At 65.3% G+C, this 22922-nt stretch carries 20 protein-coding genes; 6 read left to right on the top strand and 14 right to left on the bottom strand.

The genetic code is table 11. The features are described 5' to 3' along the window. Positions 1 to 33: 33 nt before the first annotated feature. A complete protein-coding gene (locus ACQY78_RS27510) occupies positions 34 to 1650 on the bottom strand; it encodes an ABC transporter substrate-binding protein (protein ID WP_428681308.1) in 1617 nt (538 codons plus the stop codon). 201 nt (positions 1651 to 1851) lie between these two features. On the opposite strand from ACQY78_RS27510, the gene ACQY78_RS27505 reads away from it, so the two are divergent. The 3 genes from ACQY78_RS27505 to hemA all read left to right on the top strand — a co-directional run bounded on the left by ACQY78_RS27505 (position 1852) and on the right by hemA (position 4946). Continuing rightward, a complete protein-coding gene (locus tag ACQY78_RS27505) occupies positions 1852 to 3261 on the top strand; it encodes an aspartate aminotransferase family protein (protein WP_428681306.1) in 1410 nt (469 codons plus the stop codon). Between the two features lie 2 nt (positions 3262 to 3263). Beyond that, the gene (locus tag ACQY78_RS27500) at positions 3264 to 3617 is read left to right on the top strand and encodes a hypothetical protein (protein WP_428681304.1); all 354 of its coding nucleotides are present in this window, start codon (positions 3264 to 3266) and stop codon (positions 3615 to 3617) included. 105 nt (positions 3618 to 3722) lie between these two features. Then, complete coding sequence (gene hemA / locus ACQY78_RS27495) at positions 3723 to 4946, top strand: 5-aminolevulinate synthase (protein WP_428681302.1); 1224 nt, start codon at positions 3723 to 3725, stop codon at positions 4944 to 4946. A gap of 5 nt (positions 4947 to 4951) precedes the next feature. Here the strand turns inward: hemA and ACQY78_RS27490 are convergent, their stop codons facing one another. Then, positions 4952 to 6166, bottom strand: coding sequence for an MFS transporter (locus ACQY78_RS27490; RefSeq protein ID WP_428681300.1), 1215 nt, complete (start codon positions 6164 to 6166; stop codon positions 4952 to 4954). Between the two features lie 72 nt (positions 6167 to 6238). Here ACQY78_RS27490 and ACQY78_RS27485 point away from each other — a divergent pair, with 72 nt between their 5' ends. After that, on the top strand, positions 6239 to 6646 hold the full coding sequence (locus tag ACQY78_RS27485; protein ID WP_428681298.1) for a hypothetical protein: 408 nt from the start codon (positions 6239 to 6241) through the stop codon (positions 6644 to 6646). A 4-nt stretch (positions 6647 to 6650) separates the two neighbouring features. Here ACQY78_RS27485 and ACQY78_RS27480 read toward each other — a convergent pair whose 3' ends face one another. The 4 genes from ACQY78_RS27480 to gor all read right to left on the bottom strand — a co-directional run bounded on the left by ACQY78_RS27480 (position 6651) and on the right by gor (position 11440). Beyond that, the gene (locus ACQY78_RS27480; protein ID WP_428681296.1) at positions 6651 to 7280 is read right to left on the bottom strand and encodes a glutathione S-transferase family protein; all 630 of its coding nucleotides are present in this window, start codon (positions 7278 to 7280) and stop codon (positions 6651 to 6653) included. Between the two features lie 29 nt (positions 7281 to 7309). Beyond that, positions 7310 to 8458 (bottom strand): hypothetical protein, encoded by a 1149-nt coding sequence (locus ACQY78_RS27475; RefSeq protein ID WP_428681294.1) that lies wholly within the window; start codon positions 8456 to 8458, stop codon positions 7310 to 7312. 42 nt (positions 8459 to 8500) lie between these two features. After that, complete coding sequence (locus ACQY78_RS27470) at positions 8501 to 9949, bottom strand: class II 3-deoxy-7-phosphoheptulonate synthase (protein WP_428681292.1); 1449 nt, start codon at positions 9947 to 9949, stop codon at positions 8501 to 8503. 96 nt (positions 9950 to 10045) lie between these two features. Continuing rightward, complete coding sequence (gene gor, locus ACQY78_RS27465; protein ID WP_428681290.1) at positions 10046 to 11440, bottom strand: glutathione-disulfide reductase; 1395 nt, start codon at positions 11438 to 11440, stop codon at positions 10046 to 10048. Between the two features lie 138 nt (positions 11441 to 11578). Here gor and ACQY78_RS27460 point away from each other — a divergent pair, with 138 nt between their 5' ends. Beyond that, a complete protein-coding gene (locus tag ACQY78_RS27460) occupies positions 11579 to 12058 on the top strand; it encodes an EF-hand domain-containing protein (RefSeq protein WP_428681288.1) in 480 nt (159 codons plus the stop codon). Positions 12059 to 12112: 54 nt separating this feature from the next. Here the strand turns inward: ACQY78_RS27460 and ACQY78_RS27455 are convergent, their stop codons facing one another. The 6 genes from ACQY78_RS27455 to ACQY78_RS27430 all read right to left on the bottom strand — a co-directional run bounded on the left by ACQY78_RS27455 (position 12113) and on the right by ACQY78_RS27430 (position 18213). After that, a complete protein-coding gene (locus ACQY78_RS27455) occupies positions 12113 to 13333 on the bottom strand; it encodes an ABC transporter substrate-binding protein (RefSeq protein ID WP_428681286.1) in 1221 nt (406 codons plus the stop codon). A gap of 132 nt (positions 13334 to 13465) precedes the next feature. After that, positions 13466 to 14683 (bottom strand): ABC transporter substrate-binding protein, encoded by a 1218-nt coding sequence (locus tag ACQY78_RS27450; RefSeq protein ID WP_428681284.1) that lies wholly within the window; start codon positions 14681 to 14683, stop codon positions 13466 to 13468. A gap of 100 nt (positions 14684 to 14783) precedes the next feature. Then, positions 14784 to 15791 carry a branched-chain amino acid ABC transporter permease gene (locus tag ACQY78_RS27445; RefSeq protein ID WP_428681282.1) on the bottom strand — a complete coding sequence of 336 codons (1008 nt, stop codon included), beginning with the start codon at positions 15789 to 15791 and terminating at the stop codon, positions 14784 to 14786. A gap of 2 nt (positions 15792 to 15793) precedes the next feature. Then, positions 15794 to 16699, bottom strand: a complete 906-nt coding sequence (locus ACQY78_RS27440) for a branched-chain amino acid ABC transporter permease (RefSeq protein ID WP_428681280.1) — start codon at positions 16697 to 16699, stop codon at positions 15794 to 15796. Between the two features lie 12 nt (positions 16700 to 16711). After that, on the bottom strand, positions 16712 to 17425 hold the full coding sequence (locus ACQY78_RS27435) for an ABC transporter ATP-binding protein (protein WP_428681278.1): 714 nt from the start codon (positions 17423 to 17425) through the stop codon (positions 16712 to 16714). Next, positions 17425 to 18213: an ABC transporter ATP-binding protein gene (locus tag ACQY78_RS27430; RefSeq protein WP_428681276.1), complete on the bottom strand. Its 789-nt coding sequence runs from the start codon at positions 18211 to 18213 to the stop codon at positions 17425 to 17427. Before ACQY78_RS27430 ends, ACQY78_RS27435 begins: the two co-directional genes overlap by 1 nt. A 270-nt stretch (positions 18214 to 18483) precedes the next feature. Between ACQY78_RS27430 and ACQY78_RS27425 the strand changes: the two genes are divergently transcribed. Beyond that, a complete protein-coding gene (locus ACQY78_RS27425; RefSeq protein ID WP_428681274.1) occupies positions 18484 to 19581 on the top strand; it encodes a hypothetical protein in 1098 nt (365 codons plus the stop codon). Positions 19582 to 19650: 69 nt separating this feature from the next. On the opposite strand, the gene glmS is transcribed toward ACQY78_RS27425, so the two are convergent. Both glmS and glmU read right to left on the bottom strand, forming a co-directional pair. After that, positions 19651 to 21474 (bottom strand): glutamine--fructose-6-phosphate transaminase (isomerizing), encoded by a 1824-nt coding sequence (gene glmS, locus ACQY78_RS27420; RefSeq protein ID WP_428681272.1) that lies wholly within the window; start codon positions 21472 to 21474, stop codon positions 19651 to 19653. 25 nt (positions 21475 to 21499) lie between these two features. Beyond that, a complete protein-coding gene (gene glmU / locus ACQY78_RS27415) occupies positions 21500 to 22873 on the bottom strand; it encodes a bifunctional UDP-N-acetylglucosamine diphosphorylase/glucosamine-1-phosphate N-acetyltransferase GlmU (protein WP_428681270.1) in 1374 nt (457 codons plus the stop codon). Positions 22874 to 22922 lie beyond the last annotated feature (49 nt).

Below are 22922 nucleotides of genomic sequence, written 5' to 3'. Positions count from 1 at the left end.
ATCTGCGCCGAGGCCGGTCGTTGGTTGCCGGAGCTACTTCAGGTTGACGAAGCGGAGCGGGAAGCTGTTATCGGCCGGCTGGACCAGGTCGACGTTCTTGCGGGTCGCCCAGACCAGCGCCTGCTGGTGCAGCGGGATGTACGCGAAGTCGTCGACATAGATCTTGGTGGCTTCGGCGATCATGGCATCGCGCTTGGCCTTGTCCGTCTCGACCTCGACCTTGTTCGACAGCTCGTCGAACTTCTTGTTCGAGTAGCCGCCGGCGTTATAGAGGCCCTTCTTGGCCTTGGCGTCCGGCGTCTGGATGATCTGCTCGAAGACGTTGTGCACGTCGTAGGTCGTCGCCGGCGACCAGCCCAGCATGTAGAAGCTGGTGTTGCTCGGCTTGCCGTCGGCGGTGCTGCGCAGGATCTTGGCGAAGTAGAGATTGCGCGTCTGGGCGCGCAGATTCACCTTGATGCCGATCTTGGCGAGCATCGCCACGACGGCCTGGCAGATCTTCTCGTCATTGACGTAGCGGTCGTTCGGGCAATCCATGCCGGTCTCGAAGCCGTTCGGATAGCCGGCATCGGCCAGCATCTTCTTGGCTTCCTCGGGCTTCAGCAGCGCCGGGCGCTTGTCGAGGTCCTTGGTGTAGCCGTTGATGCCCGGGGCGACCATCAGGTTGGTCGGGAACGACTGGCCGCGCATGACGGTGCGCTTGATCGCGTCGACGTCGATCGAGCGGTGCATAGCCTCACGCACGCGCTTGTCCTTGAAGGGGTTCTTGCCCTTGACGTTGGACTCGACCAGCTCGTCGCGCTCCTGGTCGAAGCCGAGGAACACGACGCGCGTCTCCGGCCCTTCCAGCACCTTGATGTTGGCGTCCTTCTTGAGGTTGTCGGTGTCGGCCGGCGGGACCTCGTAGGTCATGTCGATGTCACCGGCCTTGAGCGCGGCGATGCGGGTCGCGGCGTTCGGAACCGGCGTGAACACCACCTCGGTGAGGTTATGGACCGGCTTGTCCCACCAGGTCGGGTTCGGGACGAGGACCGTCTTCTCGCCGGCGCGGCGCTCCTTCAGCATGAAGGGGCCGGTACCCATGGCGTTGCGGGTCGCGAAGTTCTCTTCGTTCTTGATCATGTCCGCGGGCTGGACGGCATTGTTCTTCTCGGCCCAGGCCTTAGACATGATCGAAATCGACGCCCACTTGTCGGCGAGCAGCGGATCGGGAACGCTGGTCGTGACCTCGACCCGATGGTCGTTGACCTTCCGGATCTCCTTCATCGAGGAGAAGTTGCCGTTCACGTTCGAGCCCGGGCCATTGGCGCGGTTGATCGAGAAGATGACGTCGTCGGCCGTGAACGGCGTGCCGTCACTGAACTTGACGCCCTCGCGCAGGTCGAAGAACCACTCGGTCGGGCTGGTCTGCCCCCACTTGGTGGCGAGCGCCGGCTCGAGCTTGAGGTCCTTGTCGCGGCGGACCAGCGGGTCGTAGATGTTCGCGGTGAAAGTCAGGAGGAACGTCTCCTGGCGGGCGTAGGGATCCATCGAGCTCACGTCGCCCGAATTGGCCCACTTGAACGTCTTGGCGTCGGCCGCCGGCGCGAACGCAAAGCCGGCGCAGGCGAGCGCGGCCAGCGCCACTGAATGCCGCAGTTTGAAGTGCATGAATACAACCCCTTCGATGGTCCCCGTTCGCGTGCGCAAGAGGCCTCCCCGGCCGCCGGCCCTGCGTCAGCGATATTTCACACAAATTGCACCGCGGCTCTGAGGCCGTCAATTGCACAAAAAATTTGCATGGTCAGATACAGTGTACTTCGGCCTCGAGCGGGCTATCGTACGCGCCACCACAGTTTCAGGGGTACCGGCATGAACGACGTTTCTCGCAGTTTCCGCGGCAATTCCAACGCCTCGCGGGACATCGCACACCATCTCCACCCCTACACCAACTTCAAGAAGCACGAGCAGACCGGTCCCCTGACCATCGTGCGCGGTCGCGGCGTCTACGTCATGGACGACGACGGCAAGGAATACATCGAGGGCATGGCCGGCCTCTGGTCGGCGGCCTTGGGCTTCAGCAACGAGCGGCTGGCGACGGTCGCCTACGAGCAGATGAAGCAGCTGCCGTTCTACCACGCCTTCAACCAGCGCTCGCATGAGCCCGCGATCAACCTCGCGGAGAAGCTGAAGTCGATGGCGCCCGTCGAGATGTCGAAGGTGTTCTTCGCCAACTCCGGCTCCGAGGCCAACGACACCGTCGTGAAGATGGTGTGGTACATGAACAATGCGCTGGGCCGTCCGCAGAAGAAGAAGATCGTCTCGCGCATCAAGGGCTATCACGGCGTCACCGTCGCCTCCGCCAGCCTCACCGGCCTGCCGACCAACCACCGTTCGTTCGACCTGCCGATCCAGGGTGTGCTGCACACGACCTGCCCGCACTTCTATCGCTTCGGCGTCGAGGGCGAGACCGAGGAGCAGTTCGCCACGCGCTGCGCCGAGGAGCTCGAGGCGCTCATCATCAAGGAAGGCGGCGCCGACCAGGTGGCCGCGATGATCTGCGAACCGGTGATGGGTGCCGGCGGCGTCATCGTTCCCCCCAAGGGCTACTACGAAAAGATCCAGGCGGTCTGCACCAAGTACGACATGCTGTTCGTCGCCGACGAGGTGATCTGCGGCTTTGGGCGCACCGGCAATGTCTGGGGCAGCCAGACGATGAACATCAAGCCCGATATCCTGACCTGTGCCAAGGCGCTGTCGGCGTCGTTCCTGCCGATCTCGGCGGTGATGGTGAGCGAGAAGGTCTACCAGGCGCTGATGAGCGAGAGCGACAAGATCGGCACCTGGGGCCACGGCTTCACCTACTCCGGCCATCCGGTCGCTGCCGCCGTCGCCCTCGAAGCGCAGAAGATCTACGACGAGACCGACCTGTTCGGTCACGCCAAGCGCATGAGCCCGGTCTTCACCAAGCACGTGCAGTCGTTTGCCGATCACCCGCTGGTCGGCGAAGCGATGAGCATCGGCATGATGGGCGCGATCGAGATCGTCGCCGACAAGAAGACCAAGACGCCGTTCGACCTCGTCGCCGTCGGCGCCGGCCTGCGCGTCTACAACCACGCCGTGGCGCGCGGCCTGTTCATCCGCAACATGGGCGACCGCGTCGCCATCTGCCCGCCGCTGGTCATCAACGAGACCGAGCTCGGCGACCTGTTCGGCCGCCTGCGCCAGGCGTTCGACGCCACGCTGGCCGACCTCACGTCGGAAGGCCTGTTCAAGGGCTGACCGTGAGCGCTGGTTCCGAAGGCGGCGGCGCGACGGCCGTTCGCCCGCCGCCCTTCGGAACGGGCCAGCGCATCCGCACTCGCGCGATCTGGGCGGTGTCCCTGTTCACCGCCGCGATCCCGCCGGCCGTCGTCGGCCTCGGCATCTCGACGGCCACCGACGACCAGGTGAACGTCGCGATGCCCCTCGCCTTCCTGTTCTGGGCGCTGGGGTTTTTGTTTGCCCTGTGGGCTGCCGTACCGACACTGCGCCACTGGGACGGTCTGCCGGCACAGACGCGCTGGCTGGGCGCACTTCCGCTCCTGTCGGTCTCTCTCTTCCTCAGCCTCGCGCTCCTGCTGCCGCTCCTGAGCTGACAATCTCTGCGAACCGTTCTTAGTTCTGGCATTTCACCGCGACCAATTGTGGCTGCGGGTAAAAGCTCCTTGCGCCTAGAATGAGTGCGCGGGAGACACTAGCGCATGGACTACGAAGCCTTCTTCAACGGCCATCTGTGCCGCCTTCGCGACGAGGGGCGCTATCGCGTCTTCGCCGAACTGGAACGCATCGTCGGCGCCTTCCCCCGCGCCCGCCTGCATCGCGAAGGCGAAGCGCCACGCGACGTCACGGTCTGGTGCAGCAACGACTATCTCGCCATGGGTCAGCATCCTGGGGTTGTCGAGGCCATGCAGACCGCGATCGGCGCGCAGGGTTCCGGTGCCGGCGGCACGCGCAACATCTCGGGCACCAACACGCTGCATGCCGCGCTGGAGCGCGAACTGGCGGCTCTTCACGGCAAGGAGGCCGCCCTCGTCTTCACCTCCGGCTACGTCGCCAACGAGACGACGCTGCAGACGCTGGGCGCCCTGCTGCCGGGCTGCGAGCTCTATTCCGACGCCTTCAACCACGCTTCGATGATCGCCGGCATCCGCCACTCAGGCGCCACCCGCAAAATCTTCCGGCACAACGATCCGCGCCATCTCGAGGAGCTTCTCAGCGCCGCCGATCCCGCGACGCCGAAGATCGTGGCCTTCGAATCGGTCTATTCGATGGACGGCGACGTGTCGCCGATCGGCGAGATCTGCGACGTCGCCCATCGTCATCGCGCCCTCACCTATCTCGACGAGGTCCACGCCGTGGGCATGTACGGCGCGCGCGGCGCGGGCGTGGCCGAGCGCGACGGCGTGCTCGACAAGGTCGACATCGTCCAGGCGACGCTCGCCAAGGCGTTCGGCGTGGTCGGCGGGTACATCGCCTCGACCGCGGCCACGGTCGACTTCGTGCGCTCCTGCGGCTCGGGCTTCATCTTCACGACCTCGCTGCCGCCGGCGATCGCCGCTGCAGCGCTGGCCAGCGTGCGGCTGGTCAGCAGCCAGCCCGAGTTGCGCGTCCGCCACCAGGAGCGCGCCGCCACTCTGAAGCGCCGCCTCGCCGCCGCCGGCCTGCCGGTGATGCCGTCGACCACACACATCGTGCCGGTCTTCGTGGGCGATGCCGCCCTCTGCAAGCAGGCAAGCGACCTGCTGCTGGACCGTCACGCCATCTACGTGCAACCGATCAACTATCCCACCGTGCCGCGCGGCACAGAGCGCCTGCGCCTCACGCCGACGCCGCTGCACGGCGACGACGACATGACCCGATTGGTCTCCGCATTGCAGGATGTCTGGCAGACCCTGGGCCTCGGCTCCCGGGCGGCAGCCGAGTAGCGCTACTACTCCACCGTCCGCATCGACCAGAGGCGCGAGCGCAGCAGGACGATCGCGATCATCAGCAGCATCGCGATCGCGGGGATCAGCAGCGCGGCCTTGAGGCCCCAGACCGAGCAGATCGTGCCGGTGAGGAAGGCGCCGATCGGGCCGCCGCCGCTTAAGCCCAACTGAAACAGCGACATCAGGCGCGCGCGGTGGCTGGCGGGTGCCACGATCTGCACCACCGTCCGGCTCTGCGTCATGGTGATGCCCGCGCCCAGTCCCCAGACGAAGATCAGGGCCAGGAACACCGGGAACGGCGGCAGCGTGGCGAGCGACAGCAGGACCAGCGCGCCCGTCAGCACCGCGCTGCCGATCAGGCGCCCGCGCAGGGTCAGCCGCCGCGCGAGGCCGACCAGCGCCATGCTGGCCACGATGGTCGCGGCCCAGAAGGCCAGGTTCATGTACGAGAGTTCGGCCGCGCCGCCGGCATAGTGGTCGCGGATCGCCAGCGGCAGCACCGCCATGAACGGGCCGACATAGAAAATGCCGACGCCGAAGTTGAGCAGCAGCACGGGCCAGATCTGATCCGACTTCGCCGCGGCCGACACGCCCTCGCCGATGCTGCGCCAGAAGCCGGGGTGTTCGGTCTTCGGATGCGGCGGCGGGTCGGGCAGCCGGCGCACGAAGATGCAGCCCGCCAGCACCATGCCGGAATGCAGCAGCAGGAGCGGCAGGGCGCCGAACCGGTCGGCGGTCGAGGCGCAGGCGATGCCCAAGAGCTGGCCGCCAAACTGCAGCGCCGTCGCCAGCGCCACCGCCTTGGGCAGGCCTCCCTTGGGCGCCACGACCGGCAGAAGCGCGTCGCGGGTCGGGATGGCGAAGGCGCCGATCGCGCCGGCGATGACGCCGTAGGCGATCAGCAGCGGATAGCTCAGCCCGCCGGACCACAGGACCAGCGCCAGGGCGAGCGGCGGCAGGGCGTAGATCAGGTGGTAGCGCAGCAGCAGCCGACGGGCGTTGCCGCGGTCGGCGACCAGGCCGCCGAGCGGCAGGAAGAGCAGCGACGGCGCCATGACGGCCGCCTGCGCGACGCCCACGGCAAAGGCATCCATGTGCAGGACCACGGCGACCAGCCACGGGAACAGCACCATCTGGATGCCCAGCGGCACGAACCAGCTGGCGAGGCCCGCGAGGTAAACCGGGAAAGAGTTGGCAGGGGGCTTGCCTTGATCCAAGGCACATCCATCTATACGTTGTAGGCACTTAGTGCCCGTTGCTCACGCGATAGTCAAAGGCGCCGAACGCAAGTGTCCACCTTCAATCGCAATACCCTGGTCAAGGTTCTTGAGATCCTCGACAGCAGCCACGCCCAGGAGGCGCTGGCGGCCGCCAAGCTCGCCTCGGCCATGGTGCGCGAAGCGGGCCTCACCTGGGACCAGGTGATCGACGACGCCATCCTGCCGCGCGCCGCCGCCTCGTCTGCGGCGCAGGAGCCGGCCCAGGCCCGCACGCCCGGTGCCGGGCCGTTCGGCTACCGCCGCGAGCGCGAACTCTCGCCGCACGAGCAGTTCTTCATGGTGCTGCTGAGCCCGCGCACGCCGGTCGACATCAAGCGCAAGCTGCGTTCCTGGGAAGGCCGCGTCCTCGACGGCGAGATCACGCCGCAGGAAAGCGCCGACCTCCAGTTCATGTACCAGAGCTTCGTCGTCGGCTGACGAATCAGGCGGCGAGCAGGACGCTCTGCTCGCGCTCCAGTACGCGCTTCACCGCCGGCCGCGCCAGCATGCGGTCCTTCCAGGCCGTATAGTTCGTGAGTTCGGCCACCGGCAGACCGATGCGCTTGCCCCAGCCGTAGAACACCAGCGCGTAGCCGTCGACCACCGAGAACTCCTCGCCCAGGATCCAGGTCTTCTCCGCCAGGAGGACGTCGATCTCCTTGAGGTTGGCGAAGAAGTTCTCGCGGCCTACCGCCTTGAGATGCTCGAAGACGGCTGCGTCGGTGGCGAAGCGCTCGGGACGGCCGATGTGGGTGAAATTCGGATGCACGGCGTTGGAGAACCAGGCCATCAGCGAGAGGGCACGGGCGCGCTGGACCGGATCCTTCGGCATCAGATGCGGCGCGTACGTCGCAGCGACGTAGTCGAGGATCGCCGTGTTCTCCACGATCGTGCCCTCGTCCACGACGAGCGCCGGCACGCGACCACGCGGATTCACCTTGAGATATTCAGGCGTCCGCTGCTCGCTCTTGGCGAACGAAAGCGCCTGCGAATCGTATGTCGCCCCACTCTCCTCCAGCCCGATATGCGATGCGGTCGAGCAGGCGCCGGGGGCGAAATAGAGCTTGAGCATGTTGATCCTCGGAGAACCGGACGGGAAAGCTAGAGCGGACGCGTTGCGTCGGCCGGCCGGTTCCGGTGAAGGAACTCGCGACCGATCTTCACGCGCTTCTCGCCGTCATATTCGACGATGTCGGCGGTGGCATAGGTTTCCGACCAGTTGGACGGCAGGAACGAGCCCGAGCCCACGACGTCGATCGGCGCCTTGGCCTCGGCCATGATCCGGCACTTGGCCGGACCGAAGCCGGAGGACGCCACGATCTTCACCTTGTCGAAGCCGTTGCGGTCGAGTTCGGCGCGCAGATGGAAGATCGCCGCCGCCGATACGCCGGTCCCGACGAGATAGCGCAGCTCCTCCTCGCTACGGTAGCCGCGGATCGATTCCGGGGAGAAGCGCTCCAATACGGCGTAGGACGATGCGGGATCGAGCCCTTCGATGTAGCGGCCGCCGGTCGTGTCGAGCCGCAGCGAGAGATTTCCCTGCGCCGCGAGTTCGGGGAAGCGCCGGCAGACTTCGAGCGAATCGGAAATCTCGCGGGCGAAATAGTCGACCAGCACCGTCATCCCCTCGGTCGGGAAGGTCTCGTGGAACATCTCGGCGGCACGCAGGGTCGAACCGGCATAGCCGATCAACGCGTGCGGCATCGTCCCCAGACCGTACTCGCGACCGAAGTAGTGGGCGGTGGCGTGCGTGGCATTGCCGATGAAGCCGATGGCGCCAACCTTGCGCTTGGCCCGGGCTGAGCCGACCGAGGCGGCATAGGCCATCATCTCGGCCATCTCCTGGCCGGCACAGTGACGCGCATCCATGGCGAGGAAGGCCGACTTCGGCATGTCCGCGCACATCGTCCAGGCATTGTAGGCGGCCACGCAGGCGGGTCCGAGCTTCTGCAGGAAGATCGTCTCGAGATCGACGAGATGGAAGAACGAGCCGGTGATGTACATCATCGGTTCGCCGGCGCCGACCCACTTGCCCTCGCGGTAGCGCAGGTCGAGGTCCACCGTCGCATTGCGGGCGCGGCAGGTTTCTTCCAGCCATTCCAGCGCGAGCCGCGGCGCAAACACCACCGGCCGACGCATGAAGATGGCGTAGGTGACCTGGCAATCGCCGAACTTGCCGACCACCTGCTTCGAGCGATTGAAGTAGTGGTCGGTATAGCGTTCGATCTCGCCATTCTCAGGATGCGTCATCGGCCCTCCCCGGGCTCTCGCGCGCTCAGCCGGTGACGTCGGTCAGACGGCCGGGCGCGCCCTTGCGACGGACAGGCGCTCCGCCTTGAGCTGCTCGGCGAGCAGGAAGGCGAGTTCCAGCACCTGGCTGGCGTTGAGCCGCGGGTCGCACTGCGTCTCGTAGCGTTCGTTGAGGTTGTCGACGGTGATGTCCGTCGAACCGCCGATGCACTCCGTGACTTCCTGGCCGGTCATCTCGAAATGAACGCCGCCGGGATGAGTGCCCTCGGCGCGGTGCACGGCGAAGAAGTCCTTCACCTCGTGCAGGATCGCATCGAAATGCCGGGTCTTGCGGCCATTCGAGGCGGTGACGGTGTTGCCGTGCATCGGGTCGCAGGACCACACGACCGTGCGACCCTCGCGCTTCAGGGCACGGACGAGCGCCGGCAGCTTGTCGCCCACCTTGTCAGCGCCCATGCGGGCGATGATCACGATGCGACCGGCCTCGTTCGACGGGTTCAGCGTGTCGATCAGGCGCAGCAGATCGTCGGTCGGCAATGTCGGCCCGGCCTTGAAACCGATCGGATTCCGCACGCCGCGCAGGAATTCGACATGGGCGCCGTCGGGCTGGCGCGTGCGGTCGCCGATCCACAGCATGTGGGCCGAGCAGTCGTACCACTCGCCCGACGTCGAATCGACGCGGGTCAGCGCCTCTTCGTACTGCAGCAGCAGAGCCTCGTGGCTGGTGAAGAAATCGGTCTCGGCGATCTGCGGCGTCGTCGCGGAGCTGAGGCCGCAGGCCGCCATGAAGTTCAGCGTCTCGTCGAGGCGCGCCGCGAGGTCTTCGTAGCGTGCCGAGGCGGGCGAACTGCGTACGAAGTCGAGGTTCCAGCGGTTGACCTCGTGGAGGTCGGCATAACCGCCCTGGGCGAAGGCACGCAGCAGGTTGAGCGTGGCTGCCGACTGGTTGTAGGCCTGCACCATGCGCTCCGGATCGGGCAGGCGCGCGGCGGCGGTGAACTCGAAGCCGTTGACGTTGTCGCCCCGATAGGACGGCAGCTCGACATCGCCCACCTTCTCGACGTTGGACGAGCGCGGCTTGGCGAACTGGCCGGCCATGCGGCCGACCTTCACCACCGGCACGCCGGCGCCGTAGGTCAGCACGACGGCCATCTGCAGCAGCACGCGGAACGTGTCGCGGATGTTGTTGGCGGTGAAGTCGACGAAGCTCTCGGCGCAGTCGCCGCCCTGCAGCAGAAAGGCCTCACCGTTGGCGATCTTGGCCAGCGACGCCTTGAGCTTGCGCGCCTCGCCGGCAAAGACCAGCGGCGGGTAGCGGCGCAGGCGCGCCTCGGCATTCGCCAGGGCGGCCGCATCCGGATAGACCGGCATCTGCAGGGCCGGCCGGCTGCGCCAGCTGGTCAGCGACCAGTCGGCGGCACTGGAACTGCGGGACTGCCCTTTTGCGGCGGCCCGCGAATCGGTCCTGGATTGACCCTGGATCGCGGTCATCAACTCCTCCTCGACCCGCAAGGCCAAGGGGACCGGCGGGGTGGGTGAACCTATACGTGCTGTGGATAAAAAACCAGCCGGCAGGCCGGCCTCGTTCTACTCCGCGGCTGCCCGGGTCGGGGTCGAATCCGCCCGCGCCGTGCGCATGGTGACGAACTCCTCGCCGGCGGTCGGATGGATTCCCACGGTGGCGTCGAAATGGGCCTTGGTGGCCCCCGCCTTCATGGCCACCGCCAGGCCCTGGATCAGCTCAGCCGCGTCGTCGCCCACCATGTGGATGCCGACCACCCGGTCGGTCGCATCCTCGACGATCATCTTCATGAAGGTGCGCTGGTGGCGTCCGGAGACCGTGTATTTCATCGGCCGGAACGCCGCCGTGTAAATGCGCAGCTGTCCCAGCTGCAGCTTGGCCTGCTCCTCGCTCAGCCCGACATTGGCCATCTCGGGCTGGCAGAACACGGCCGAAGGCACGTCGTGATGGTTGGCCTTGCGCGGCTTCTTGCCGAACTCGGTGTCGGCGAAGCAGTGGCCTTCCATGAGCGCGACCGGAGTCAGGTTGATGCGGTCGGTGACGTCGCCCACGGCCCAGATATTGTCGGCCGTCGTCTTCGACCATTCGTCGACCGCGATCGCGCCCGCCTTGTTGAGCTGCACACCCACCTTCTCCAGCCCGATGCCGGACGTGTTGGGCGCGCGGCCGGTTGCGTACATCACGCAATCGGTCTCGAACATGCCGCCCATCGGCGTATGGACCTCGAACGGGCCGCTCTTGCCGTCGGTCCCTTTGGCGACGATGCGGCCGATTTCAATTTCGGTGCGCATGCGAATGCCGCTGTCCTTCAGCGCTTCGTGCACGAAGGTGCGGCACTCCTCGTCGAAGCCGCGCAGGACGCGGTCGCGGCGCAACACGATATCGACCTTGGCCCCCAGCCCGTGGAAGATGCCGGCGAATTCGACGGCGATGTAGCCCGCGCCGACGATGGTGATGTGCTTGGGCAACTCGGGAAGGTGAAAGGCGTCGCTCGACGTGATCGCAAGCTCGCAGCCTGGAATCGACGGAATCACCGGATGGCCGCCGGTGGCGATCAGGATCTTCTCGGCGGTGATCGTCTCCTCGCCGACCTGGATCGTGTGGCGGTCCATCAGGCGGCCCCGACCCATATGCAGCTTCACGCCTGCGCCCTCAAGGAGGCGCAGGTAGAGCGCGTTCAGCCGGTCGACTTCCTTGTTCACGTTGTCGCGCAGCGTCGCCCACGAATGGGTCGGTTCCGGAACTGTCCAGCCGTAGGCCGCCGCATCCTCGAACTCATGCGCAAACTTGGAGCCGTACATCAGGAGCTTCTTCGGCACGCAGCCGCGGATCACACAAGTGCCGCCGACGCGGTAATCCTCGCAGATGCCGACACGCGCCCCGTGGGTGGCCGCGATTCGCGAAGCGCGCACGCCGCCCGAGCCGGCGCCGATGACAAACAGATCGTAATCATAGGCCATGGGTTATCCCCAGAGAGAACAAAACCTCAACGCGGCCATAATTCGGTCGCCGGGCAGACTATATCGAGGCCTAGACGGGCCGGTAAGGGAAATGGCGCGTGCATTGCTGTCTCCTGATACAACTTTAAGGACACTCCCATGCAGAGAATTGCCCTGATTGCGACAGCCTTCCTGTTCCTGGCCGGCCCTGCCTTCGCCGCTCCTGACGAAACGCCCACGGCCCCCGCCTCCCCCTCGGCCCGGCCGGCGCGGGTCGACAGCGGCATCATGCGCTATGACACCAACAAGGACGGCTCGGTCACGATCGAGGAATGGAAGACCGGCCAGCAGGCGAGGTTCAAGCGCCTCGACGCCAATGGCGACGGCAAGCTCAGCAAGGAAGAGCTGTTTGCCCGCACGCCCGCCGTCGGCAACAGCGTTCTGCCGACCGACCGTCAGGCCAATCAGCAATCAAGCTACTTCCTGCTTCTCGACACCGACAAGGACGGCGTCGTCACGCTAGCCGAATTCATGGCCGGAGCCGACCGCAACTTCGCGCGCTGCGACCTCGACAAGAACGGCCGCATCGATACGGCCGAGTGCCGCCAGGCGCTCCAGCGCAAACCCGCAGCGCGCTGACGCCCCGTCCCTTCCCCCGCATCTGCCGGGGGAAGGTCCAAGGGCAACGGCCCGTCAGGTGCTTTCGGCAGCCATGATGTCGCCGAACAGTTCCCAGCTATCGTCCTTGAAGCGCGATAGCTGGACGGCCTGGATCGGGTAGAAATCGGTCGGGCTGGTGCTGACCAGGATGCCGGGCAGCAACAGCGGGATGCGGGCCTTCTGGAAGTTGGCGGCCTGGCGCATGACGTTTTCGCGCGTGAGATTGTCCCCGCACTTCTTCAACGTCTCGCGGAGCATCGTGGCGACGGCAAAGGCAAAGACATAGTTGCCGTCCGCCTGGTTGGCGCCCGGCATGTACTTCGTCATCCACTCGCGCCACGCCTTCATCTCGTCGTCGCCATCCCACTGCTTGTCGGTTGGATCCTTGAGATAGGCCGCGGTGATCACGCCCTGGCTGTTCTCGAAGCCGGCCGGCTTCATGACGGCAGCAACGGACGAAGAGACGTTGTTGAGGTACTGCGCCGGCTTCCAGCCGACATCGGTTGCCTTGCGGATCGCCTGAGCGGCGAACTTCGGCGTCGAGATGTTGAAGAAGACGTTTGCGCCGGAATCCTTCAGCTGGATGACCTGGCTGTCGACCGTCGGATCTGTGACCTCGTAGGTCACGTGCTTGACGACCTTGTTGGCGTCCTTGCCGAGACCCTCCCTGAAGCCTTCCCAGTAATCCTTGCCATAATCGTCGTTCTGCATCAGCACGCCGATCTTCGGATCCTTCACGTTGGCCAGGGCGTGCTTGGCGTAGATCACGCCCTCGGTGTGGTAGTCGGGCTGGAAGCCCATCGTCCAGGGGAACTCCTTGGGCTTGCCCCACTTCGAGGCGCCGGTCGACACGAAGAGATGCGGCACCTTCTTCTGGTTCACGTACTTGTGGATCGCCGTGTTGGTCGGCGTGCCCAGTGTGTTGAACAGGCAGAGCACCTTCTCCTGCTCGATCAGCTCGCGGGTCACCTCGACCGACTTCGACGGATTGTAGCCGTCGTCGCGGGTGACGAAGACGATCCTGCGGCCGTTGATGCCACCCGCGTCGTTGACGCTCCTCCAATAGGCTTCGTGCGCCTTGCCAATGACGCCATAGGCGGAGGCCGGGCCGCTATAGGGACAGAAGTGACCGACCTTGATCTCCTTGTCGGTCGCACCGTCGTCGTACTTCTTCTGCGCGGACGCAGAACCGGTGCCGGAGAGAAAAGCCGCGGCCGACACGCCGCCGATGAAACCACGCCTGCTGGTAATCAACGCTTCCTCCTTTGTTTGTATTTATGGAGGAAGCCTCTCGCCAAAGAGGTGTCTTGGGAAGACCCAAATCGACAAAGAAAAAGGCCGCCGGGATGCCGGCGGCCTTCATTCTCACTGCAAATGAGCTGGTGCTCAGGAACCTTCGGCCGACATGACATCGCCGAACAGATCCCAGGTCTCGCCCTTGAAGCGTGCGAGCTGCACCGACTGGATCGGATAGTAGTCGGTCGGGCTGGTGTTGATCGTGATGCCCGGCAGCAGCAGCGGCAGCTTGTACTTCTGGTAGTTGGCGGCCTGTTTCATGACGTTCTCTCGCGTCAGCGTGTCGCCGCACTTCTTGAGCGTCTCGAGCATCAGGTTGGAGACGGCATAGCCGAACACGTGGTTGGCGTCGGCTTTGTTGGCGCCGGGCATCCACTTGTCCATCCAGGCGCTCCAGGCCTTGAAGGCGTCGTTGCTTTCCCACTGCTTGTCCGTGGGATCCATCAGGTACTGCGCGGTGATGATGCCCTGGCTGTTGTCGAGGCCGGCCGGCTTCATCACCGAGCCGACCGAGGCCGACACGTTGTTCAGGTACTGCGCTGGCTTCCAGCCAATGTCGGCCGCCTTGCGGATCGCCTGGGCGGCGGCCTTGGGGGTCGCGATGTTGAAGAAGACGTTGGCGCCGGAGTCCTTCAGCTGGATGATCTGGCTGTCGACCGTCGGGTCGGTGACCTCGAAGGTCACGTGCTTGACGATCTTGCCGGTCTCCTTGCCAAGGCCCTCGCGGAAGCCCTCGTAGTAGTCCTTGCCGTAGTCGTCGTTCTGCATCAGGACGCCGATCTTGGCGTCCTTGATGTTGGCCAGGATGTGCTTGGCGTAGACGACGCCCTCGGTGTGGTAGTCGGGCTGGAAGCCCATCGTCCACGGGAATTCCTTCGGCTTGCCCCACTTCGACGCGCCGGTGGCGACATAGAGCTGCGGCACCTTCTTCTGGTTCATGTAGCGATGGATCGCGGTGTTGGTCGGCGTGCCCAGCGTGTTGAACAGGCACAGGACCTTGTCCTGCTCGACGAGCTGGCGGACCAGTTCGACCATCTTCGGCGGCGAGTAGCCATCGTCACGCGTGATGAAGTTGATCTTGCGGCCGTTGACGCCGCCCGCATCGTTCACCGACTTGAAGAAGGCTTCGATCGTCTTGCCGATCTGGCCGTAGGACGATGCCGGGCCGCTATAGGGGCCGGTGTGGCCGATCTTGATCTCGGAGTCCGTCGCTCCGTCGTCGTACTTCTTCTGGGCAAAAGCCGAGTTCGCCCCCAGCACCGCGAACGCCGAAGCACCCGCCACAAAACCACGCCTGCTTGTACGCATTTCTTTTCCTCCCAAGTGACTCAGGCCTGACGGAGCTTCGTCCGAATTTTGGCCAGAAAGAAGGCCGCCTTCCGGCGACCTTCCGACGAAGAGGCCCGGGCTACGCCCGTGCACCCCGCAGCTTGCGGTAGGCCATGTAGAGCCCACCGGCGATGCCCATCGGCATCAGGTAGATGATGGCGATCAGCAACACACCGAAGACGGTGTAGGCCGAGAGGTCGAACGGCAGGCCGAGGTCGTTGCGGATGAACTGGGTCAGCGACTGCGCCGAATTGTCGACCAGCACGTAGAAGATGCCGCCGAGCACCGATCCGAACAGCGAGCCGATGCCGCCCACGACCAGGCCGATCAGGAACTTGATCGACAGGAAGATGCCGAAGCTGTCGGGCGCCACGAAGGCGATGGCGCAGGCCGAGAGCGCACCGGCGATACCGGTATAGGCGGCGCTGATGCCGAAGGTCACCGTCTTGTAGAGCGCCGTGTCAATGCCCATCGTGTCGGCCGCCATGTACTGGTCGCGGATCGCCATCATGGCGCGACCGCTGCGGCTGTTCAGCATGTTCGACGCGCCCCAGAACAGCACGATCATGACCAGCAGGCAGAAGTAATAGAGCCACTGGTCCTCGCTGAGCGGCAGGCCGAACGGCACCTCCGGCTTCATCAGCACGATGCCTTGCACTCCGCCGGTCAGGCCTTCGAGCCACTTGTATTTCAGGATCTGCGGCACCGCGAGCGCCAGGGCGAATGTCGCGAGCGCGAGATAATGCCCCTCGAGCTTGAGCGCCGGCAGACCGAACAGGTAGCCGACGATGAAGCACACGATGGCCGCCGCCGGGATCGTCGCCCAATAGGGCACGTTCAGCTTGTCCATCAGGATCGCCGCCGTATAGGCGCCGACCGCGTAGAACGCGCCGTGACCCAGCGAGAACTGGCCGTTGAACCCGGTCAGCAGATTGAGCCCGAGCACCGCGATCGAGGCGATGATCATGGTGCTGACGAGGAACAGCCGGTAGTCCGAGACTACATCGGGAAACACCGGCCGCAGCAGCGGCACCAGCACCGCGAGGACAATGACGCCGAGCACCCATTTTTTCGACGAGGCGGTCATGGTCAGACCCTCTTCACGACGACGCGGCCGAACAGGCCGGCGGGCTTAACCGTCAGCACGAAGATCACGATGATGAGCGCCACCGTGAGTTTCTCGCCGTTGCCGATGATGTAGATGCCCGTCGCCTTCTCGATCTGGTTGCCCGCATAGGCGACCATGTTCTCGAGGATGCCGACGATGAAGCCGCCCGCCACTGCGCCGGCCGGATTGGAGATGCCACCGACCAGGGCGCTCGCGAAGGCATAGAGCAGGATGCCGCCCATCATATTGGGCTCGAGATAGACGATGTGGGCAACCATGATGCCGGCGACGGCGCCGACCGAGGCCGCGAGGCCCCAGCCCAGCGCCAGCATCCAGTCGACACGGACGCCGACCAGCCGGGCCATCTGCGGGTTCTGCGCCGCCGCGCGCATGGCAAGTCCGAGCGGCGTGTAGCGGAAGAATACGAACAGGAGACCGAGCACGATCAGGGTGACCATCACGACACCGAGCTGGTGGGGCCCGATGACGCCGCCGATGCCGAAGCTGCTCTTGGGAAAGGGCGACGGGAATTCCTTGATCAGGTAGCTCCAGAAAGCCCCGGCCATCGAATTGAAGATGGCCAGAAGCCCGATGAAGACCACGATGATCGAGAGCACCGGAGCGTTGTGCAGCGGCCGCAAGATGAGCCGTTCGATCAACACCCCCATGGCGAAGGAGATCACCACGGTGAGCGCGAAGGCTACCCAGAAGCTCATGCCCCAGGACATGAGCTGCCAGGAGATGTAGGCGCTGAACATCGCCATCTCGCCCTGGGCGAAATTGATGTGGTCGGTCGAGACGTAGATCATGACCAGAGCGAGGGCCACGCAGGCATAGATGGCGCCGTTCGCGAGGCCCGAGGCGATCTGCTGAAGAAACTGTTCCATTTGGGGGCTGCCTCAGTAGCCGAGGTAGGATTTGCGGACGTTCTCGTCGTTCTTCACGACGTCCGAGGGGCCCGACATGACGACCTTGCCGGTTTCGAGCACATAGGCGTGCGTGGCGAGGTCGAGCGCCAGGGCGGCGTTCTGCTCGACCAGCAGTATGCTCACCTTCTCTTTCTCGTTGATGCGCCGCAGGATGCGGAAGATCTCGAGCACGATCAGTGGCGCCAGGCCGAACGACGGTTCGTCGAGCAGCATCAGCCGCGGTTTCAGCATCAGCGCCCGCGCGATCGCCAGCATCTGCTGCTCGCCGCCCGACAGCGTCCCGGCCTGCTGCTGGATGCGCTCCTTGAGCCTGGGGAAGTAAACGAACACGCGCTCCAGCTCGTCCTTCACAGCCTGCTTGTCCTTGCGGGTATAGGCGGCGATGCGGAGATTCTCGTCGACGGTGAGCGTGGTGAAGGTCCCGCGTCCTTCCGGAACATGGGCGATGCGCCGGCGGACGATCTCTTCCGTCGCCATGCCACGGATATTCTTGCCGTCAAAACGGATCGTGCCGTCGGTGCGGACCATGTTGCAGATCGCCCGCAGGGTCGTCGTCTTGCCGGCGCCGTTGGCGCCCAGCAGAGTCGTGATGCCGCCCATGGGAATTTCGAAGCCGACGTCATAGAGCGACTGGGTCTGGCCGTAGAAGGCCTTCAGGCCGCTCACCTCGAGAAGTGCAGCCATCACGCCGTCCCCAGATAGGCGCGGATCACTTCGGGATCGCGCTGAACTTCCGCCGGCGTGCCGTCGGCGATCTTCCTGCCGAAGTCGATGGCGACCACCTTGTCGGACACCGACATGACGAGGCTCATGTGATGCTCGACCAGCAGCACGGTGACGTGCTGCAGATCGCGCACACGCTTGATCTGGTGCTTCAGCACCTCGATCTCGTCATGATTCAGGCCGGCCGCCGGCTCGTCGAGCAGCAGCAGCTTGGGGCTGGAGGCCAGTGCGCGCGCCAGCTCGACGCGCTTGCGGATCGGGAATGGCAAGGGCCCCGCCATCGCGTTGGCGAAGGGTGCGAGGTCCATGAAGGCGATCAGTTCCTCGGCCCGCCGGGTGATCGCTGCTTCCTCGACTTTAACTTTGGGGACCCGAATCGCGTTCTCGAAGAAGCTGGTCGAGCTCACGCTGTGACAACCGACCTTCACGTTGTCGAGGACCGACATCTTGTCGAACAGCGCCACGTTTTGGAAAGTCCGTCCGATGCCGATCTTCGGAATGGCGTGCCGCGGCTGGTCGAGGATGGTCTTGCCCTCGAACAGCACGTCGCCGGAGTTCGGCGTGTAGAGCCGGCTCAGGCAGTTGAAGAGCGTGGTCTTCCCGGCCCCGTTCGGGCCGATCAGGCCGGCGACCTGGCCAGCGAAGACGTCGAAGGTTACACCATCGAGAGCGACGATTCCGCCGAACCGGACGGACACGTCGCGCACGCTCAGAAGCGGCGAGCCGCGAGTTGAAGATGGTCCTGCCATGTCGATGCTGGTTTCGCCGGCCGGCGTATTACACGCGCCAGCGTGGCGAAATTACCCTTGCCTCCCAACTACTTGCGACTCTTCTGTGGAGTCTGCACTTCGATAACGATGACTTATCCAGAGGTAGCGTGCAACTCAAATGGCGACGCGCCATGCTTTCGGCGCGATTGCGCCGCACGTTTGCGCGGCTTTGCAGACATTGACACGCCGTCCATTGCAACCGATACGAAAACTCCCCCTCCAAAAGCGGGCTCACCGCAGATGAATCGCATGTTTCGCCCGACCCTCTTCCTCACAGTAGCCTGCCTCGCCGTTCCGGCGATGGCGCAGACGCCGCCGACGCAGGCCTGGCCCCAGAACCGGCCGCCGGCTCAGGCCGCCCCGCCGGCAGCCGCTCCGGGGCAGCCGGCCGCTCCCCCGGCTGCGGGGGCCACTCCCCCGGCCGCGGGTTCACCCCTGGCTTCCGCCGCCCCCGTCCCGCTGCCGCAGTGGTTCGTCGACATCGACGTCGACAAGAAGGGTGAGGTCACCCGCGCCGAGTTCCTGAAGTACCGGATGAAGTCCTTCGAGGCGCTCGACCTCAACAAGGATAACAAGCTGTCGGTCGAGGAGTTCGTCAAGGTCGTCGAACCGCCGGCAACGCCCGCCGATGCCCCCGGTCTGCCTCCGCTGGAAGAGCGCCGCAATCGAGCCAAGGCTGAGTTCCAGACCCTCGACACCAACCGCGACGGCTTCCTCGAGCGCGGCGAGGCCGAGGCGGTGGTCCATTCGGAGTTCAACAACTACGACACCGATCGCGACAACAAGGTCACCGAGCCTGAGGTTCGCCTCATCATACAGCGCTCGATGCAGCGCGAGGCGGCCGAACGCCAGCAGGTCGAGGCCCGCCGTCGCCAGGGCATGATGACCCTGAACGAGTTCATGGACATGCAGCTGAGGCAATCCGACGAACTCGATAAGAACAAGGACACCAAGATCAGCGGACCGGAATACGTGGTCCTGGCGGGTCCGGCGGACGGACCGCAGGCCAAAAACCTGCTGCCGTTCGACATGCGCAAGCAGATCGCCATGCGCAAGTTTGCCGAGATCGACACCAACAAGGACGGCCAGATCGAGCGCGTCGAGCTCTCCGCCTATGCGCTGAAGCAGTTCGGCGAGATGGACCTGAACAAGGACCGCTTCATCAGCGAGGAAGAGTTCAAGAAGGCGCAGGAAGCAGAGGCCGCGAAGATCCGCGCCATCGTCCAGACGATGATGCCGGCCCAGCCGGCGCAGCCTCGCCCTGCCCAGCCCCAGCCGCGTGGCGGCCAGCCCGCTCCGGCACAGCCGTCGGGTCCGCCGCCGGGCCTGCCGCAAGGCACGCGCTAACGACGCTGGTTCGACAAATGAAGAGCCGCGGGACCGAAAGGCCCGCGGCTTTTTTATGCCCGGGCGCCGCTACTCGACCGTGACGCTCTTGGCGAGATTGCGCGGCTGGTCGACGTCTGTGCCCTTGGCGACGGCCGTGTAGTAGGCCAGCAACTGCACCGGGATGGTGTAGAGGATCGGCGCCACGACGGGGTCGACTGCCGGCAGGGTGAGCGTGGCGACCGCCTGTGCGCCCAGTCGCGCCACGCCGGCCGCGTCGCTCAGGAGCACCAGCTTGCCGCCGCGCGCCTTCACCTGCTCGAAATTTGACGCCGTCTTGTCGAACAGTGAATCGTTGGGTGCCACGACCACGACAGGCACCAACTCGTCGATCAGCGCGATCGGCCCGTGCTTCATCTCGCCGGCCGCGTAGCCTTCGGCGTGAATGTAGGAGATCTCCTTCAGCTTCAGCGCGCCCTCGAGCGCGACCGGGAAGGACGTGCCGCGGCCGAGATAGAGTACGTCGCGCGCCTCGGCGAGAATATCTTCGGAGATCTGGCGGTACTGATCTTCCTTGTTCAGCGCTTCGTTGACCAGCGCCGGCAGCTCTGTCAGGGCGAGCCCGATCTTGGCCTCGTCGGCCGCGCTCAAGGTGCCGCGCGCGCGGCCGGCGGCAATCGCAGCGCAGAGCAGGACGGTGAGCTGGGTCGTGAAGGCCTTGGTCGAGGCGACCCCGATCTCGGGCCCCGCCAGGGTGGGCAACACGCCGTGCGAATCGCGGGCGATCGCGCTCTCCGGGACGTTGACCACCGACAGGATGGTCTGGCCGTTGGCCTTGGCGTAGCGGATCGCCGCCAGCGTATCGATTGTCTCGCCCGACTGTGAGACGGCAATGCAGACGCCATCCTTGGGCAACGGCGGCTCGCGATAACGCAGCTCGGACGCGACCTCGACCTCGACCGGCAGCCGCGCAAGCTGCTCGAACCAGTACTTCGCGATCATGCAGGCATAGAAAGCCGTGCCGCAGGCCGTCATTGTGAGGCGGCTCACCTTGGTCCAATCGACCGGCAGCTGCGGCAGGGTCACCATGCGTGTCGCAGGGTCGAGGTAGCTGCGCAGCGTGTCGCCGATCACCGCCGGCTGCTCGTGGATCTCCTTGAGCATGAAGTGGCGGTGATTGCCCTTGCCGATCATCGCCCCTGTGATGCCGCTCTGGCGGACTTCACGGGTAACTTCCTGGGTCCCCTGGTAGACCTTCGCGCCGCCATGACTCAGCACGACCCAATCCTCGTCCTCGAGGTAGCTCACCTTCCGGGTGAAGGGTGCCAACGCGAGCGCGTCGGTGCCGATGTACATTTCGCCGTCGCCATAGCCGACGGCCAGCGAGCTGCCACGGCGGGCACCGAGCAGAATGTCGTGGCGGCCACTGAACAGCACGACCAGCGCGAAGGCGCCGCGCAGCCGGCCCATCGCTTCGCCCATCGCCTGTTCGGGCGACTTCTGCTCGTCGAGCATCGCGGTCAGGAGCTGCGCCACCACTTCGGTGTCGGTATCGCTCTCGAACTTCCGGCCTTTGGCGACCAGCTCGTCCTTCAGCTCCTGGAAGTTCTCTATGATGCCATTGTGCACGACCGCCACCCGGTCGGTGGCGATGGGATGGGCATTGCGTTCCGAAGGCTTGCCGTGCGTGGCCCAGCGCGTGTGGCCGATGCCGATGGTCCCGGGAAGCGGCTCCTGCCTGACCCGCTCTTCCAGATTCACCAGCTTCCCTTCGGCACGCCGGCGGTCGATATGCCCGTTCACCAGGGTCGCGACGCCCGCCGAGTCATAGCCGCGATATTCGAGCCGCTTCAGCGCTTCCACCAGGAGGGGCGTGACGGGCGCTTTGCCGATGATGCCGATGATGCCGCACATGGGATTGTCTCGACAGGGAGGGGGATTATTTCTTGCCGGACCGTTCGCTGGCCGCCTTCTTGGCGGCTGCCGCCCGATCCCGCAGCTTTGCACGAAGCGCCGTCGCCCGCCCCTTCTTTGTAACCTGGCGGGCCCGGCCGAAAGCCACGGCATCTGCCGGAACGTCCTCCGTCACCACGCTGCCCGCCGTGACATTGGCGCCCCGGCCGACCCTGAGCGGCGCCACGAGGGAGCTGTTGGAGCCGATGAACACGTCGGGACCGATGACCGTGCGGTGCTTGCCGTAGCCGTCGTAGTTCACGGCGATCGTGCCGGCGCCGATGTTGCTGCCCGCCCCGATATCGGAATCGCCCAGATAGGCGAGGTGATTGGCCTTGGCGCCCTTGCCCATGCGGGTGGCCTTGAGTTCCACGAAGTTGCCGATATGGACGCCGTCGGCGACCTCCGAGCCCGGACGAATTCGCGCGAACGGCCCGACCAGGACGCCCCTGCCGATGCGCACGCCCTCGATGTCGCAGAAAGCCCTGATGTCCGTGCCCTCACCGACGCTGACACCCGGACCGAACCTCACGTTGGGCCCGATCGTCACATCGGTGCCGAACTTCGTGTCGACCGACAGCCAGACCGTGCCGGGATCCGTCATGGTGACGCCGCCTGCCATCGCGGCGGCGCGCAGCCGCTGCTGTAGCGCCAACTCGGCCACGGCCAGCTCGGCCCGCGAATTGACGCCCTGGAATTCCGCCTCCTCGCCCGCCACGGCGATCGCCTTGTGTCCGGCTTCACGCGCCAGCCGCACGGCGTCGGTGAGGTAGAATTCGCGCTTCACGTTGTCGTTGCGGAGGGCGCCGATCAGCGACGCGATCAGCTTGCCGTCGATGCACATGACGCCGGAATTCGAGAAGGCGACCGTTCGTTCGATCGCGTCGGCATCCTTGCTCTCGACGATCTTCACCAGCTCGCCGTCCTGCACGATGAGCCGGCCATAGGGCGTGGGATCGTGGGCGACGAAGCCCAGCACACCGACCGCCGCTCCGGCCTTGTCGCAGGCCGCGACCAGCTTGCGCAGGCTGCCCGTCGTGACGAGCGGCGCATCGCCGAACACGATCAGCACAGGACCCTTGTGCCCCTCGAGCGCGCCCAGGGCCGCCTTGGCAGCATGACCCGTTCCCAGGGGGCGCTTCTGCACCACCGTCGGATGGGGCGCGAAAGCCTTGGCCACTTCCGTCGCCCCGGGGGCGATCACCCCCACGATGCGGGCGGGCTTCAGTGCCGCTGCATTGGCCAGCACATGGGCCAGCATGGGGCGGTTGGCCAGGGGATGCAGGACCTTCGGCAGCGCCGACTTCATGCGGGTCCCGGCGCCGGCTGCGAGCACGACCACGGCAATGGGTGATTTCATGCTCGTCCGATGCCACGCGACTGGCGGACGGGCAAGGCGGATGTGCTAG

Origin of the sequence: Reyranella sp. (assembly GCF_965279625.1) — a bacterium.
Taxonomy (GTDB): Bacteria; Pseudomonadota; Alphaproteobacteria; order Reyranellales; family Reyranellaceae; genus Reyranella.
This window is presented reverse-complemented; position numbering and strand designations above follow the sequence as displayed.